This is a genomic window from Halomonas sp. TH-94, from assembly GCF_057473365.1.
Genome location: NZ_JBYCKL010000119.1, coordinates 36,045 through 51,242, shown reverse-complemented (window position 1 = coordinate 51,242; position 15,198 = coordinate 36,045). Strand labels below are relative to the sequence as shown.

The 15,198-nt window shown below is 64.0% G+C and carries 13 protein-coding genes; 6 read left to right on the top strand and 7 right to left on the bottom strand.

The genetic code is table 11. The annotated features are described in order from the left end of the window. Nucleotides 1–23: 23 nt before the first annotated feature. Nucleotides 24–2,303, bottom strand: coding sequence for a DNA internalization-related competence protein ComEC/Rec2 (locus tag AC2VNO_RS19760; protein ID WP_486935731.1), 2,280 nt, complete (start codon nt 2,301–2,303; stop codon nt 24–26). A gap of 140 nt (nt 2,304–2,443) precedes the next feature. Here AC2VNO_RS19760 and AC2VNO_RS19755 point away from each other — a divergent pair, with 140 nt between their 5' ends. Continuing rightward, nucleotides 2,444–2,983, top strand: coding sequence for a DUF2062 domain-containing protein (locus tag AC2VNO_RS19755; protein ID WP_228576802.1), 540 nt, complete (start codon nt 2,444–2,446; stop codon nt 2,981–2,983). A gap of 54 nt (nt 2,984–3,037) precedes the next feature. On the opposite strand, the gene AC2VNO_RS19750 is transcribed toward AC2VNO_RS19755, so the two are convergent. Continuing rightward, nucleotides 3,038–3,772, bottom strand: a complete 735-nt coding sequence (locus AC2VNO_RS19750; RefSeq protein ID WP_486935730.1) for an ABC transporter ATP-binding protein — start codon at nt 3,770–3,772, stop codon at nt 3,038–3,040. Continuing rightward, complete coding sequence (locus tag AC2VNO_RS19745) at nt 3,765–5,006, bottom strand: lipoprotein-releasing ABC transporter permease subunit (protein WP_228576798.1); 1,242 nt, start codon at nt 5,004–5,006, stop codon at nt 3,765–3,767. The genes AC2VNO_RS19750 and AC2VNO_RS19745 overlap by 8 nt, the downstream gene beginning before the upstream one ends. A 164-nt stretch (nt 5,007–5,170) precedes the next feature. Between AC2VNO_RS19745 and AC2VNO_RS19740 the strand changes: the two genes are divergently transcribed. Both AC2VNO_RS19740 and AC2VNO_RS19735 read left to right on the top strand, forming a co-directional pair. After that, nucleotides 5,171–6,232, top strand: a complete 1,062-nt coding sequence (locus tag AC2VNO_RS19740; protein ID WP_486935729.1) for an agmatine deiminase family protein — start codon at nt 5,171–5,173, stop codon at nt 6,230–6,232. Further along, nucleotides 6,229–7,131 (top strand): carbon-nitrogen hydrolase, encoded by a 903-nt coding sequence (locus tag AC2VNO_RS19735; RefSeq protein WP_486935728.1) that lies wholly within the window; start codon nt 6,229–6,231, stop codon nt 7,129–7,131. The genes AC2VNO_RS19740 and AC2VNO_RS19735 overlap by 4 nt, the downstream gene beginning before the upstream one ends. 242 nt (nt 7,132–7,373) lie before the next feature. Here the strand turns inward: AC2VNO_RS19735 and AC2VNO_RS19730 are convergent, their stop codons facing one another. The 3 genes from AC2VNO_RS19730 to secA form a co-directional block, all read right to left on the bottom strand. Continuing rightward, on the bottom strand, nt 7,374–8,333 hold the full coding sequence (locus tag AC2VNO_RS19730) for a Nudix family hydrolase (protein WP_486935727.1): 960 nt from the start codon (nt 8,331–8,333) through the stop codon (nt 7,374–7,376). Nucleotides 8,334–8,412: 79 nt separating this feature from the next. Then, a complete protein-coding gene (argJ, locus tag AC2VNO_RS19725; RefSeq protein ID WP_486935726.1) occupies nt 8,413–9,642 on the bottom strand; it encodes a bifunctional glutamate N-acetyltransferase/amino-acid acetyltransferase ArgJ in 1,230 nt (409 codons plus the stop codon). A 56-nt stretch (nt 9,643–9,698) separates the two neighbouring features. Next, nucleotides 9,699–12,437, bottom strand: a complete 2,739-nt coding sequence (gene secA, locus AC2VNO_RS19720; RefSeq protein ID WP_486935725.1) for a preprotein translocase subunit SecA — start codon at nt 12,435–12,437, stop codon at nt 9,699–9,701. 519 nt (nt 12,438–12,956) lie between these two features. Between secA and AC2VNO_RS19715 the strand changes: the two genes are divergently transcribed. Beyond that, nucleotides 12,957–13,433: a DUF721 domain-containing protein gene (locus AC2VNO_RS19715; protein WP_486935724.1), complete on the top strand. Its 477-nt coding sequence runs from the start codon at nt 12,957–12,959 to the stop codon at nt 13,431–13,433. A gap of 9 nt (nt 13,434–13,442) precedes the next feature. Here the strand turns inward: AC2VNO_RS19715 and AC2VNO_RS19710 are convergent, their stop codons facing one another. Then, nucleotides 13,443–13,703 (bottom strand): hypothetical protein, encoded by a 261-nt coding sequence (locus AC2VNO_RS19710; RefSeq protein WP_486935723.1) that lies wholly within the window; start codon nt 13,701–13,703, stop codon nt 13,443–13,445. Between the two features lie 173 nt (nt 13,704–13,876). On the opposite strand from AC2VNO_RS19710, the gene AC2VNO_RS19705 reads away from it, so the two are divergent. Together AC2VNO_RS19705 and AC2VNO_RS19700 are read left to right on the top strand one after the other, a co-directional pair. After that, nucleotides 13,877–14,179 (top strand): winged helix-turn-helix domain-containing protein, encoded by a 303-nt coding sequence (locus AC2VNO_RS19705; protein WP_486935722.1) that lies wholly within the window; start codon nt 13,877–13,879, stop codon nt 14,177–14,179. Beyond that, nucleotides 14,176–15,186 carry an alpha/beta fold hydrolase gene (locus AC2VNO_RS19700; RefSeq protein WP_486935721.1) on the top strand — a complete coding sequence of 337 codons (1,011 nt, stop codon included), beginning with the start codon at nt 14,176–14,178 and terminating at the stop codon, nt 15,184–15,186. Before AC2VNO_RS19705 ends, AC2VNO_RS19700 begins: the two co-directional genes overlap by 4 nt. Nucleotides 15,187–15,198: the final 12 nt, after the last annotated feature.

Below are 15,198 nucleotides of genomic sequence, written 5' to 3'. Positions count from 1 at the left end.
TCTTCACGCAACGAGCAGCGCGATCAATGGCGCGATTCTACCGCATGGCACCTGGCTTCGACACCGCCACGGCGCCAGGCCATTGGACGCGCGGCGTCGAGCTTCAACTCTTCCGGCCCGCCGAGCCAAAAAGTCACGGCACCGTCCAGCGCCGTGCTCCACTGGCAGCTGCCGGCGCGGCGGAAGCGACGCACCACCTCATCGTGAGGGTGGCCAAAGGCGTTATGCCGACCGGCGCTGTAGATCACGTGTGCCGGCTCGAGCATCTGCACCAGCTGGGCCCCGGAGCTGGTGCGACTGCCGTGGTGACCTGCGACCAGCAAAGTCACTGGCGACTCGACGTCCAGCAGGAACCTGCGTTCCATCTCTCGCCCGACATCGCCCGTGACCAGGAGGCGTTGATGCCCTGTCGTCACTTCCAGGACACAGGAGCGATCATTGCTCGAAAGATGCTCGGTCTCCTCGGGCGGCCAGAGAACACGGTAGGTGATGCCATCCCGCTCCCAGGTCTGACCGCGCAGGCAATGTTCGAAGGCCACGCCGATGGACTCACCGGGCGGCGCCATGAAACGCCCCACCGAGTGCCGCTCGGCCAGAACGCCCACCCCACCGGCATGATCGAGGTCGTCGTGACTCACCATCACTTCGTCGAAGTGCTGACCTGCCGGCCACAGCGAGCTCAAGGGCGCAAAGCCCGAAGCGAAGCGAGGCCCCGCATCGTAGAGCAGCCGATAATTGGCGCTGCGCAGCTCGATGAGCTGCCCCTGGCCGACATCCTGCACCCTCACTCTCAGGGTGCCTGGTTCGGGCGCGGGCGACTTGACCCCCAGCATCGCCGGGACCAGCAGCATCGTCGCTCCCATGCGCAGTGCCGCGTTCAGCCCGGGCAGCGCCCAAAGCATGGCAACGAACCCGAGCATGAGCGCCAAGGGCACGACGAGTTCCGCAGCCGGCCACCATAACGGCAGTACCTCTACCGCAAACGCCAGCAAGGAAACCAACAGCTGGGCGCTGAGTTCGAAGAGCCGCCAGCACAGCGTGCCGAGCAGGGGCAAGGGGGCGAACAGCCACCCCAGCAGCCCCAGCGGCACCAACAGCATGCTCACCAGAGGCACCGCCACCAGGTTGACCAACGGTGCCGCCGGGGCGAGCCTGGCGAATGCCAGCAACACGGCAGCCGCCATCAATGGCGCCAGTAGCAGCTGGGTCCGTACCAGCCCCCAACTCCAGCCGCGGAGCCCCTTGAGCCGTGGATGTCCCTGCCAGATGAGGATCAGCAACGCCACGGCAATGAATGAGAGCCATAGTCCGGGCCGCCAGACCGACAGAGGGTCTACCAGTACGACCAGGCCCAGCGCCAGCCACCAGGCCTGCCATGCACCTGGCGCATGGCGTCCACTGGCGACCCACAGGCCTACCAGGGTCATGATCATGGCGCGCATGGCAGGTGGCTGCAGTCCCGCCAGCCAGGCGTAGCCGACGGCCGCCGCTCCGGCCAGCCACCACGGCCACACCGACATCCGCCAACGTCGAGGGGTAACCACGCGGGCCAGGCCGCGTGCAGTCAGCAGCACGAAGGTGGCTACCAGGCCTACGTGCAAGCCGGAAATGACGACCAGATGTGTCGTGCCGCTGGCATTGAGAAGATCCCAATCGTCACGCTCGAGCCGTTCACCCACTCCCAGAGTGAGAGCGGCCAGCCAACGGCGAGTCTGTGGGCTCATGTCCTGAGCGTCGAGGTAGCCAAGCGCGCGCTCACGCAGCGAGATCGACGCCGGCGCCAGACGTTGGGCAGCCGGCTCGCTGCGCACGTAGCCCGTCGCCTGGATACCCTCCCGCCACAGCCAGGCGCCGTAATCGAAAGTGCCCGGGTTGACGAAGCCAGCGGGGGGCCTCAAGCGTACGGTCATTTCCCAGCGCTCACCGGGGCGTATTTCCGGTGCCTGAAAAAAGCTCAGCCGCACCCGCCGCAGCGCATCGCACGGGAGCCTGGCAGGATCCAGTGGTCGACAAGCTTCGACACGAATCAGCAGCCGGCTGAGGCGTCCCTCATCCGCGACCGACTCGATGCGCCCTTCGACCAGCAGGTCCTCTCGCAGCAGTCCATCGGGAAGCACGGCCCCCCGGGCCAGCAGTACCTGGCTGGCTGAAAAAGCGATAATCACCCCAAGACCGATGCCACGCCAGTGACCGCGCCCAAGAAGGCAAAGCAGGCACAGCGCCCAGGCCTCGAACAGACCGGATGGCGCCAGGTATCCAAGCCCGACTCCCACAAGCGTCGCCAGTGCCAGCGGCATTGCCATGCCAAATCGCACTTCCCTGCCCCCTCTCGCTCCCTGCCCTGGCTCATGTCAGGCGACACTCATATTGTTGCGCTCAGCATGGCGGGCCACGTCCCATCCATGGATAATACCCGGGTCCCGAAGCAGCGAGCCAATCCGACATGCCGCGCCGATTCCTGCAGCGCTACATGCCCAACCCCGACACGCTCAGGCGCCAGCGCTCGCTGCGCTTCATGAGCCGTATGATTGGCGACCCCGGACTTTGGGTTCTTTCCCGCCGCACCGTGGCCAATGCCTTCTCCGTGGGCCTGTTCAGCGCCATGCTGCCGATCCCCTTTCAGATGGTGGTGGCTGCGTTCGGCGCCTGGGTACTGCGCTGCAATCTGCCGCTCTCGGTGGGCCTGGTATGGATCACCAATCCGCTGACCATGCCGCTGATCTTCTACGGCAATTACCGAATCGGCGCCTGGCTGATGGATACGCCAGTGCGTGCAGCCCCGGCACGATTATCGACACGATGGATCGCCGACCGCATGGCTGACATTCTCCCGGCCCTGGCGCTCGGCTCTGTCGTCTCGGCCGTGGTGCTGGCCATCGTCAGCAACCTGCTGGTACGCCTGGTATGGCGCTGGCATATCTCACGCAGTTGGAAGCAGCGCTCCATGCGACGTCGGCTTCGGCGTCTCGAGTTGGAGGATTGAGCCCCCGCTGGTGAACGGGGGCTCGTGAGGCAACACAGGCAGGACGGGGCAAAATCAGGTCTGTTCGGTAAGCCGACCGCCGTCCAGCTTCATGACTCGATCCTGGTGTGCGGCGAGGGAAGGGTCGTGGGTCACCACGACGAACGCGCACTCGGTGGTACGCGCCAGCTCATCCATCATAGCCAGGATACTGGCTGCCGTACTCTGGTCCAGATTGCCCGTCGGTTCGTCCATCAATACCAGGCTGGGGTCGGTCACCAGGGCACGTGCTATGGCCACGCGCTGGCGCTCGCCGCCGGACAGTTCTCCCGGCTTGTGGTCCGCACGCTGCTCGATACCCACCTTGACCAGCAGCTCACGGGCTTTCGCTTCGGCGGCCTTCTTGCGCATACCACGCACGATCATTGGTAGCGCGGCATTTTCCAGTGCCGTGAACTCCGCCAGAAGATGGTGGAACTGGTAGACAAAACCGATATGGCGGTTACGAAAGCGCCCCAATGCCGCCTCCCCCAGATCCAGCAACGACTCCCCGGCAATGCTGACCTCTCCACGCGTGGGGCGATCAAGCCCCCCCAACAGATTGAGCAGAGTGGTCTTTCCCGAACCGGAGCTGCCGACGATGGCAACCCGCTCCCCGGCGCGGACCTCGAGCGAGAGGCCATCGAGCACGGTGACGTCTTGCGGCCCCTCGTGGTAGATACGGGTCAGGTCGCGGCATGCCAGCATCACTCTGCCGCTGGCCGTACGCTGCACCAGGCTTTCGCTGCTGCCGATCGCCGAATCACTCATAGCGCAGGACCTCCGCAGGCTGCACGCGGGAGGCGCGCCAGGCCGGATAAAGAGTGGAAAGGAAGGTCAGGCCGAAGGCGGCGGCAACGATGTCGCGCACGTCGCTCCAGTGCAGGCGTGACGGAAGGTCGCTGATGAAGTAGACCCCGGCGTCGAGGAACTGGATGCCGAGGGCCGACTCCACCCAGCCGATCAGATCGGAGATGGTCAAAGCCAGCAGGATGCCGAGCCCCACGCCGATGGCGATGCCGATCACCCCGATGGCCATGCCCTGCACCACGAAGATGCCCATGATCGAGCGTGGCGTGGCGCCAATCGTGCGCAGGATGGCGATGTCGGCATGCTTGTCGGTGACCACCATGACCAGCGTGGAAACGATGTTGAAGGCCGCCACGGCGATGATCACCGTCAGCAGCAGTGCAATCATGCGCTTCTCCATCTGGATGGCCTGGAACAGGTTGCCGTGGGAGAAGGTCCAGTCGATGCCGCGGTAGCCGGTGCCCAGCTCATTGATGATGGCGCGGGTCTCGCTGGCGGCCAGGAACAGGTCGTTGAGTTCCAGGCGCAGCCCGCCCACGGCATCGCCCAGCCGCGCCAGCGTCTGCATATCTTCGATATTGGCATAGGCGAGGTTGGCATCGAGGTCGGCCCCCACGCTAAAGATGCCGCTTACCGTGAAGCGCTTGAGCCGGGGGAACACACCGGCCGGCGTGATCGACGCCTCGGGAACCAGCAGCGTGACCCGATCGCCGACGCCAACGCCCAGGTGGCGTGCCAGCAGCGAGCCCAGCACGATGTTCCACTCGCCCGGCTGAAGGTCATCGAGGCTGCCTTGGCGCATGTGGCTGCCGATGATCGAGACACGGTCTTCCCATTCTGGGTGAATGCCGTTGACCATGGCCCCTTCGTTGCGGCCCGCGACGGAGAACATGCCCTGCTGCTGGATATAGGGCGCCGCTCCGATCACACGCTCACGCTGCATCAGCTGCTCGGCGAGGGTCTCCCACTCCACCAGGCCACTTCGCGCCTCGATCTTGGTGTGTGGCACCATCCCGAGAATACGCGTGCGCAACTCGTGATCGAAACCGTTCATCACCGAGAGCACCAGAATCAGCACGGCCACGCCCAGCATGAGGCCCAGCATGGAAGTCATAGATATGAAAGAAATGAAGTGGTTGCGGCGCTTGGCGCGCACATAGCGCAACCCGATCAACAGTGGCAGGCGGTCGAGCATCATCGCATTCCTTGTCAGAGGTGGCCATGGTACGGTTTTTTTCGTCGCCCTGCATCGGCTGCGTTGGGTTTCCCCGAAGCTTGCAACATTGCCGGCGCCCGCCTACATTGCGCCGACTCCCTGTTCGGCACCCGTGCTGAGACGCGACTCATGAGGCTTCGTTCATGCCCAATCGCCTGTTACCCGAATGGCACCCACAGGATGCCATCCAACTGACCTGGCCCACCCCCACCAGCGACTGGGCCCCGCTACTCGAGCGTATCGAGGCCACCCTGGAAGCCATGGTAGTGGCCATCGCACGCTATGAGAGCGTGCTGATCGCGGTGCCCGACGCAGAGACCCGCCGGCATCTTCTCCAGCGCTTCTCCAACCTGGGGGTCGATACGGCGCGCCTGCACCTCGTGGTGGCCGATGCCGACGACACCTGGGCCCGCGACCACGGCCCCATCGCCATAGAGCGCGACGGCAAGCCCGTGCTGCTCGACTACGTTTTCACCGGCTGGGGCGGCAAGTTCGAAGCAGGTCATGACAACCGGCTGACCGGACACCTTGCCGAGGCCGGCGTCTACGCCTGTGCTGTCGAGAGCCGTGACATCGTACTCGAAGGCGGCGCCATCGAGACCGACGGTGAGGGCACGCTGCTCACCACCGAAGCCTGTCTGCTCAATCCCAACCGTAATTCGCACCTCGATCGCGAAGCGGTGGAAACCTTGCTCAAGGCCGACTTCGGTATCGAACGGGTGCTGTGGCTGGCCAACGGCCACCTGGAAGGCGACGACACCGACAGTCATGTGGACACCCTGGCACGCTTCTGCGACCCGGCCACCATTGCCTATGTGCGCTGCGATGACCAATCCGACCCGCACTACCCCGCGCTGGCCGCCATGGAGCAGGAGCTTGAGGCGCTGCGCCGTGCCGACGGCGAACCCTATCGCCTGATACCGCTACCCTGGCCACGCCCCTGCTACGACCCCGAAGATGGCCACCGACTGCCGGCCACCTACGCCAACTTCCTGATCGTGAACTCGGCGGTGCTGGTGCCTGTCTATGGCGATGCCGCCGACAGCGAGGCCCTCGCTGCCCTGGCCGAGGCCTTTCCGGAGCGAGATATCGTGCCTATCGACTGTTTGAGCGTGATACGCCAGCACGGCAGCCTGCACTGCCTGACCATGCAACTCCCCCGGGGTAGCCTGAGCGCTGCTACACAGCAAGGAGAGACATCATGACCCGCACCCTAAAGGTCGGCCTGGTCCAGCAACAGGCCTGGCCGGACAAGAGCAAGAGCCTGGCCGAGAGCGAAGCCGGCGTACGCGAACTGGCGGCTGCGGGCGCCGAGTTGGTAATGCTGCAGGAGCTGCATGCCACTCATTACTTCTGCCAGTACGAAGCCACCGAGCTGTTCGATCTGGCCGAGCCTCTCGATGGCCCCACCGGGCAGCGTCTGGCCGCCCTGGCCGCGGAGCTGAATATCGTGCTGGTGGGGTCGTTGTTCGAGCGCCGCGCACCGGGGCTCTATCACAATACCGCCGTCGTTTATGACCGCGATAGTGGCCAGGTGGGCCACTATCGCAAGATGCACATCCCCGATGACCCGAGCTTCTACGAGAAATTCTATTTCACACCGGGCGATCAGGATGACGATCGCAAGCAGGGCTTCCAGCCCATCGACACCTCGGTGGGTCGGTTGGGGCTGCTGGTATGCTGGGACCAGTGGTATCCGGAAGCGGCGCGCCTGATGGCGCTGGCCGGAGCGGAAGTGCTGCTCTACCCAACCGCCATCGGCTGGAGCCTCACGGATGACGATGCCGAAAAAGCTCGCCAGAAAGAGGCTTGGACACTGATTCAGCGCAGCCATGCGGTAGCCAACGGGTTGCCGGTGATCGTGGCCAACCGTGTCGGCCACGAACCGGATCACTCCGGCGTGGGCGACGGCATCGATTTCTGGGGCGGCAGCTTCATCGCCGGCCCTCAGGGGGAGCTGCTGGCCCACGGGGGCACCGAGGCCGAACGCCTGCTGGTCACGCTCGACATGAGCCGCGGCGAGGATGTGCGGCGCATCTGGCCCTACCTGCGCGACCGCCGCATCGACGCTTATGGCGACCTGACCCGGCGCTACCGGGATTGAATTCTCGAGGTACGGCACGCGGCTGACCCGCCGGCAGGTCCAGGAGCGCCGGACCGTTGCGGAGGCGCTGTGACTCCATCCCTGGGCGCTACATTCGCCCTGCTTCGCTCTCGCATCCTGCTCCGCCTGCAGGACCGGGCTGGCCATCCATGGCCAGCCCGTTCGGAGCAAGGCACATCACCATGGCGCATGACCTCCGCCACGACCTGTCCCCGGCGCCCCTCACCCTGTGAGAGGGGGGCTCAAGCGTCCGGCGCTTTCCAGAAGTCGCGGATCGAGGCGATGCCCTGGGCGCCCACCGCGCGGGCGTGGTTGGCGTCGAAGCGAGTCATACCGCCCAGCGCGAACACCGGCATGGCGGCACGCTCCACCAACTGCTGGAAGTCGTGCCAGCCCATCGGCGCCACCTCGGGATGGGAGGGCGTGGTACGCAGCGGCGAAAGCGTGACGAAATCGCAGCCGATGCGCGCCGCCTGCCCCAACTGCTTACTGTCGTGAGTCGAGGCCGCCAGCCACTTGTCTTCGGCGATGGGACGCCGTTCGAGGCTCATCAGACGCTCGCTGGTGAGGTGCACGCCATCGGCATCGATGCTCTGCAGCAGCGCGGGATCGGCATTCAGCAGTAGCCGGGCTCCATGCTGGCGACACAGCGCCAGGGCGCGCTCGGCACGGGCCAGGTAGACGGCTTCATCCAGCGCCTTGGCCCTCAGCTGGACCAGCCGTACGCCATCTTCCACCAGAGCGCGTTCGAGACAGGCATCGAAAACGCCCTCATCCTGCTCTTCGGCGGTAATCAGATATTCGGTAGGCAGCATCACTGCCTGCAGAATGGGCAGATTGGCCGCAGGAAAGGGGTAATTGACCAGCTCCTCGAGAGGCACCCAGCGCACCGCCTGCCCCTCCCGTCCAAACGGCTCACCGCTGAACTCATGCACCTGCCATACGTCCAGCAGGATATGCTTGTCCGGATACTCATGGTGGATACGGATCAGCGGCTGGGCCCGTTTGATCTCCACTCCCAGCTCTTCGTGGAGTTCACGCTTGAGACCCTCGAGTCCGGTCTCATAGGGGGCCAGCTTGCCGCCCGGGAACTCCCACAATCCACCATGATCGACATTCGAGGGGCGACGAGCGATAAGCGCCTTGAGGCCGTCGTTACTGATGATGGCGGCCGCCGCCACGTGCACCCTTCTTTTCACCATTACGTTCATTGACTCCTGCCCGCTTGGTCCGCACCGACCGCTCGGCACGGGTGTCGTACTTGCATCGAGACGTCTTCGTCTAGCTGCGATAGTCGGCGTTGATACTGACGTAGTCGTGGGATAGGTCGGTAGTCCATACCGTGGCGCTCTCATCACCCCGTCCCAGCGCAATACGAATGGTGATCTCTGCTTCGCTCATTACCCGGCTGCCATCCTCTTCGGTGTAGCCGGAAGCGCGACCGCCGTGCTCCACCAGACGCACGTCGCCGAGATCGATGGTCACCCGATGGACGTCGAAATCGCTTAGCGGGGCACGCCCTACCGCCGCCAGGATTCGACCCCAGTTGGCATCCGAAGCGAACAGGGCCGTCTTGACCAGCGGCGAATGTGCCACCGTGAAAGCCACCTCCAATGCCTCCTCACGACTTGCCGCCTCGAAGACCTGCAGCGTAACGAACTTGGTCGCCCCTTCACCATCGCGCACGATGGCTTGCGCCAGCTCCGTCATGACCCGCTGCAGTCCATTGCGGAAAATCGCCACCTGCTCATCGCTGACCACTGCGGCACCGCGGCCGGTGGCAATCAGCATGCAAGCGTCGTTGGTGGAGGTATCGCCATCCACGCTGATGCAGTTGAAGGAGCGATCCACTGTCTCGCGCAGCAGCGTATCGAGCAGCGGCTGTTCGATGTTCGCGTCGGTGGCGACGAAGGCGAGCATGGTGGCCATGTTGGGCTTGATCATGCCCGAACCCTTGCTGATGCCGTTGATCGTCACCGTACGATCGCCCATCTCCAGTGTCACGCTGGCACCCTTGGGCCGCGTATCGGTGGTCAGGATGCCCTCGCCGGCCAGCTGCCAGGCTTCGCCTTCGGACGACAACGCATCAAGCGCCGACGGCAACGCCGCCAGCAGCCGATCCATGGGCAGCGGCTCGCCGATGACACCGGTGGAAAACGGCAGCACGCCGCGCTCAGCAACACCGGCGAGCCTTGCGAGCTCAGCGCAGGAAGCGCGGGCATCGCGCAGCCCACCCTCGCCGGTACCGGCATTGGCATTGCCGGTATTGATCAGCAGCAGGCGAGCGTTCTCTCCATGCGCATGGCACTGCGCCAAATGGTCCTTGGCCACCGTGACAGGGGCGGCGCAGAAGGCGTTGAGGGTAAAGCTGCCAGCTACCCGAGCGCCTTCGGGGATCTCGATCACCACCAGGTCACGTCGCCCAGGCTTCTTGATGCCGGCCATGGCAGTTCCCAAACGCAGCCCTTCTATCGCCGGCATGGCCGGAAAATGTGTCTCACCCACTGCCATGGACCTGTACTCCTCGATCGGTTAGAGCCAGCGCTACGCTTGTGCAGACTTGTGCATCAGCTCAGCTGGCCGCAGCACTGTTTGTACTTCTTGCCCGAGCCGCAAGGACAGGGATCGTTGCGCCCCACCTTGGGCCCTTCGCGGCGTACCGGCCTGCTATCGCCGGCAGGTGCCGCCGCGGCCAGGGGTTGGTCGTCATTTTCCAGCTCGGGTGCCTCGTGGCGGCTCGCAGCCGCGGCTTTTTCGCGCTCCAGCGCTTCGCGGCGCTGACGCTCGAGCTCATCGACTTCCTCGGGCCTGCGCACCTGAACATGGCTGGTGATACGGGTGATATCGGCCTTGATGTTGGTCAGCAGCGTCTGGAACAGCTCGAAGGATTCGCGCTTGTACTCCTGCTTGGGATTCTTCTGAGCATAGCCGCGCAGGTGAATGCCGCGACGCAGATGATCCATCGACTGCAGATGTTCCTTCCAGCGCGTATCGAGGACTTGCAGCATGATCTGCTTCTCGAAACGCCGGATCAGCGCTTCACCTGCCGTATCGACCTTCTCCTGATATAGCTGTCGATGCATTTCGAGCAGACGTTCACGCAGCTGCTCTTCGTGGAAGCGCTCGTCGGCTGCGGACCATTCGACCAGCGGGGCCTCGATGTTGAACTCGGACTTCAGGTGCTCCTGTAGCCCGGCAAGATCCCACTGCTCCGGCAGGCTCTGGGGCGGCACGAAATCGCTGATGGCAAGCTCCAGCACCTCGTCGCGAATGCCAAGGACATTCTGGGACACGTCTTCGGCTGCCAGGATTTCGTTGCGCTGCTCATAGATCACGCGGCGCTGATCGTTGGCCACGTCGTCATATTCGAGCAGTTGCTTACGAATATCGAAGTTACGGCTCTCGACCTTCTTCTGAGCCCGCTCCACGGCATTGGTGACCATCTTGTGCTCGATCGCCTCGCCGCGCTCCAGGCCCAATGCCTTCATCATGCGCTGTACGCGATCGGAGCCGAACAGGCGCATCAGGCTGTCTTCCATGGAGAGGAAGAAGCGCGTCGAGCCCGGATCGCCCTGGCGGCCTGCACGGCCACGCAGCTGATTGTCGATACGCCGCGACTCATGACGTTCGGAGCCGATTACGTGCAAGCCTCCGGCCTGGAGCACCGCCTTGTGGCGCGCACGCCACTCTTCACGCAGCTGTTCGATCTGCTCCTCGCTCGGATCCTCCAGCTTGGCCGCCTCGGCCTCCCAGTTGCCACCCAGCACGATGTCGGTCCCGCGACCCGCCATGTTGGTAGCAATGGTAACGGCTCCAGGACGACCGGCCTGGGCAATGATTTCGGCCTCGCTCTGGTGCTGCTTGGCATTGAGTACGTTGAACTCGATACCGGCCTTCTTCATCAGCCCGGCCAGGTATTCGGACGTCTCGATGGAGGCGGTACCCACCAGAACCGGGCGTCCGGCTTCGGTCTCGGCCTTGACGTCGTTGATGATCGCTTCGTACTTCTCCTCCCCCGTGAGATAGACGAGATCGTTGAGGTCGCGACGCACCAGCGGCCGGTTGGTGGGAATGACGATCACGTCGAGCCCGTAGATCTGCCGGAACTCGAAGGCCTCGGTGTCGGCGGTACCGGTCATGCCGGCCAGCTTGTCGTAGAGGCGGAAATAGTTCTGGAAGGTGGTCGAGGCCAGCGTCTGGCTTTCGCGCTGTACCGGCACCCCTTCCTTGGCCTCAACCGCCTGATGGAGGCCCTCGGACCAGCGGCGCCCCGGCATGGTGCGGCCGGTGTGCTCATCGACGATGACCACCTGATTGTTGGCGACGATGTAATCGACGTCGCGCAGGTAGAGATGGCGGGCACGCAGAGCAGAGTGCATGTGATGCAGCAGGTTGAGGTTTTGCGCGGCGTAGAGCGAATCGTCCGGACCCAGCAGGCCTTCGGCGCGCATCAGCTCCTCGACCTTGTTGTGGCCGGCCTCGGTGATCTCGACCTGCTTCTGCTTCTCTTCGAGCAGGAAGTCGCCTTCGACGGGGGCGTCGGCGTCCTCGGACACCTCGCCTTTTTCCAGCTGCGCTGCGAGCCGATCGACCACCTTGTAGAGTTCGGTGTTCTCGTCCACGGCGCCGGAGATGATCAGCGGCGTACGGGCCTCGTCGATGAGGATGGAGTCGACTTCATCGATGATGGCGAAGCTCAGGCCGCGCTGAACCTTGTCCTCGAGCGAGAACGCCATGTTGTCGCGCAAGTAGTCGAAGCCGTACTCGTTGTTGGTCCCGTAGGTAATGTCGCAAGCGTAAGCGGCTCGCTTCTCCTCGGAGGTCTGGCCGGCAAAGATGATACCTACCGAGAGCCCCAGAAACTCGTACAGCGGGCGCATCCATTCGGCGTCGCGTCGTGCCAGGTAGTCGTTGACGGTCACCACGTGGACGCCGTTGCCCGGCAGCGCGTTGAGATAGACGGCAAGCGTCGCAACCAGCGTCTTGCCTTCACCGGTCTTCATTTCGGCGATGCGTCCGCGGTGCAGGGTCATGCCCCCCACCATCTGCACGTCGAAATGACGCATCCCCATGACGCGCTTGCTGGCCTCACGAACCGTGGCAAACGCCTCGGGCAACAAGGCGTCGAGACTCTCGCCGTTGGAGAAGCGCTCTCGCAGTTCCGTCGTGCGTGCCTTGAGCGCAGCGTCGTCGAGAGCCTCGAATTGCGGCTCCAACGCGCTGACCTGCTGGACCTGGCGCTGCATGCGTTTGACTTCACGGTCGTTCTTGGAACCGACGACCTTGCGTAACAATGTATTGATCATGGAACTTCCAATCTGCGTGTCGCGTTCAGCCGGCGTTGAGCAGAACTGACGAGAGCCAGTCTACGCCGGCAGCATTATGCTGCTTCAAGGGAACGGCACACAGGGGGCGGACCACGACGCGTCTGGACGTCATGGCCGGCAGCCCAACGGCAAGACTGGGGCAAGGCAGGCGGGGGTGGAACGCGTTTCGCCACGACCGCGGGCCGGCGTCGCGGCCAGTGGGGCATGGCACGCCGCCGGGCCACATAGCGACAGCGAGCACGCATCAGCGTCGGGGCGAATATGCAGGTTTGTACCACACGTTCGGCCAGGCGCAGGGTTTCCGCCTGGGTCAAACCGGCCGGAAGCAGGCAACCGACCAACAGCCCGGCAAGCCACCAGCGCGAACGCTGTCGGCAACGCGTCGACGCAGCCGGTGGGCTGGCAACGCTACGATCCTGTGGCTGGGCGGCGGTCATGCTGTCGCTGATCTCCGAGCGTGCTAGGCTTGCCGTGTTGGTAAGGACGAGAAACAAGCACATGAGTATAAAGGTTAAGCGCTCACGAGCACAGCCCATGTCTCGCCTGCTGGGGGGGAAGGGAGAACTGGCACCGCTGATGCGTACGGCAAAGCTGATCTCCCAGGCGCAGCAGCACCTGCGCGATCACTTGCCCGAAGAGGTGCGGGATCATCTGTTCGTCGGCGGCTTTCGCGACGGCAAGCTCACGCTGCTTACCGATGGCGCCGTGTGGCTGACCTGGCTGCGTTATGAGCAGCCTCGCCTGCTGGAGCTGCTCCACCGCTTACCGGAATTTGCCGCGGTCACGGGCTTCAGTCTCAAAGTACGGCCGGTGCGACCGCTGAAAGTGCCACCACGCCAGGTTCGCACCCTGCCGACACCAGCCGCCGATGAAATCGCCGCCTGCGCTGCGGACGTCGAGGATCCTCGCCTCAAGCGCGCGCTAGAGCGCCTCGCCTCGCACGCGAAGCGCAACGACGAGACCTGCCCCCCTTAACTCGAGCGGTCAGGCCAGTCGATACGTGATGCCGTCAATCTCCACTTCCCGAATATCGGCATAAGAGACGGTGACGCCATTGATGTCGCCGGGAGCCCCATCGTGCTCCATGAGTGTCGTTTCGGGCACGACCTTCACCCCGGTGGCGCCGATGTGCTGAACCCGCGCGGAAAAGCGCTTGCCCTCACGTTCGATCACCATGCGCTCTCCGAACATGCAGCGCTCCACCTGGGCCAGCAGTTCTGCCTCGTCCACCTGCTTGACTGACATCGCACTCCTCCCTGTTCTCTCTGCAAAAATGTCTTCCGTGGCTCTTACTGTAGGTGATCTCGGCCATCACGACACCCTCGCATGAGCTGCCGATACTGGAGCCATGTCCACACGCAGCGCTATGCTAGGAAGTGCAAGAATCCCATGCCAGCCTACGTCAACTGCAGGTAACCATGTCGCTCAGCAAGACTCAGTCCAGCTTTTATCGCCGTCTTTATCTCGCCCATCTGATTGCCAGCGGCATCGGTAGCATACCGGCAATCATTGCTGCCACCGGCATGCCCCGGCGTACCGCCCAGGATACGCTCAAGGCGCTCGACGAACTGGACATTCGCTGCGAATTCCAACCCGCCCCGGGCGAGCGCCACAACAGCGGACACTATGAAATCGTGGACTGGGGACCCATCGATTGCGCATGGGTGAAGCGCAATGCCGAACGGCTTCGTCGTGCCCTGGATTACCCCGAGGCGACATGAGGCGACTCGGCTTCCCTCTAGGCCTGATGCTGGCGCTCGGCCCTCTTCTGGCTGCCTGTGCCGGCCCCATGCTGCAATCGCCGGGGCCTGGCGCAAGAGCGCCTCAACTAACGGCTTTCCAAGTGATTGCCGATGACGGCTATCGCCTGCCACTACGCCACTGGCCCGCCGAGAACGGCGCCGATACGGTGGTGTTGGCGGTGCATGGATTCAACGACCATGGCGGCAGCTTCGAGGTCATGTCCCAGGCACTCTCCGCCCACGGGATCGAAGTCTACGCCCACGACCAGCGCGGTTTCGGCACCACGGAGCAGCGTCGCCTGTGGGCCGGCCACGAACGGCTACGCGACGACGTCATCATGCTCGCCGAGCTGCTGCGCGAGCGCCATCCAGATGCGTCACTCTTCCTCGTTGGCAAGAGCATGGGAGCCGCGATAACGCTGCTCGCCATGACCGCCGACTCCCCGCCGCCGGTAGACGGCAGCGTTCTGATCGCTCCCGCCGTATGGGGCCCGCAAATCATGCCTTGGTATCAGCGGGCGGGACTCTGGCTCGGTGTACGGATAATGCCGCACAGCACCTTTTCCATACGCACTACCCGCCGCTTGGGTATCGAACCCACCGACGACGAGGAGATAAAGCGCCAGCTGGCCCGCGACCCCATGATTCTGCGCAGTGCACGCATCGATACGATCGCCGGGCTGACCCAGGCCATGGGGCAGGCTCTGGAGGCTGCCGAGCAGCTGCCCTCTCCTGCCCTGGTGCTCTATGGTGACGAGGATCAGATCATTCCCGAGGAAGCCTATTGCGCGCTGCTGGAACGCCTACCGGACGACGAGGCCATACGCCTGGCATTTTACCCTGACGGCTACCACATGCTTACGCGCTACAGTCAGCGCGAGCGCACCGAACAGGACCTGATCGCCTGGCTGCATGACCCCACCGCCGAGCTTCCCTCGGGTTTCGAGGTGGCTCGCGAGATCCCGCTGGCCATGCTGTGCAACTGACAAGACACTCTT

Bases quoted from the DNA above. Each gene is read 5' to 3' on its own strand.
- AC2VNO_RS19760 (WP_486935731.1), bottom strand. From the start codon at position 2,303: ATGGCAATGCCGCTGGCACTGGCGACGCTTGTGGGAGTCGGGCTTGGA.
- AC2VNO_RS19750 (WP_486935730.1), bottom strand. From the start codon at position 3,772: ATGAGTGATTCGGCGATCGGCAGCAGCGAAAGCCTGGTGCAGCGTACG.
- AC2VNO_RS19745 (WP_228576798.1), bottom strand. From the start codon at position 5,006: ATGCTCGACCGCCTGCCACTGTTGATCGGGTTGCGCTATGTGCGCGCC.
- AC2VNO_RS19705 (WP_486935722.1), top strand. From the start codon at position 13,877: ATGTCGCTCAGCAAGACTCAGTCCAGCTTTTATCGCCGTCTTTATCTC.
- AC2VNO_RS19735 (WP_486935728.1), top strand. From the start codon at position 6,229: ATGACCCGCACCCTAAAGGTCGGCCTGGTCCAGCAACAGGCCTGGCCG.
- AC2VNO_RS19730 (WP_486935727.1), bottom strand. From the start codon at position 8,333: ATGGTGAAAAGAAGGGTGCACGTGGCGGCGGCCGCCATCATCAGTAAC.
- AC2VNO_RS19755 (WP_228576802.1), top strand. From the start codon at position 2,444: ATGCCGCGCCGATTCCTGCAGCGCTACATGCCCAACCCCGACACGCTC.
- argJ (WP_486935726.1), bottom strand. From the start codon at position 9,642: ATGGCAGTGGGTGAGACACATTTTCCGGCCATGCCGGCGATAGAAGGG.
- AC2VNO_RS19710 (WP_486935723.1), bottom strand. From the start codon at position 13,703: ATGTCAGTCAAGCAGGTGGACGAGGCAGAACTGCTGGCCCAGGTGGAG.
- secA (WP_486935725.1), bottom strand. From the start codon at position 12,437: ATGATCAATACATTGTTACGCAAGGTCGTCGGTTCCAAGAACGACCGT.
- AC2VNO_RS19740 (WP_486935729.1), top strand. From the start codon at position 5,171: ATGCCCAATCGCCTGTTACCCGAATGGCACCCACAGGATGCCATCCAA.
- AC2VNO_RS19700 (WP_486935721.1), top strand. From the start codon at position 14,176: ATGAGGCGACTCGGCTTCCCTCTAGGCCTGATGCTGGCGCTCGGCCCT.
- AC2VNO_RS19715 (WP_486935724.1), top strand. From the start codon at position 12,957: ATGAGTATAAAGGTTAAGCGCTCACGAGCACAGCCCATGTCTCGCCTG.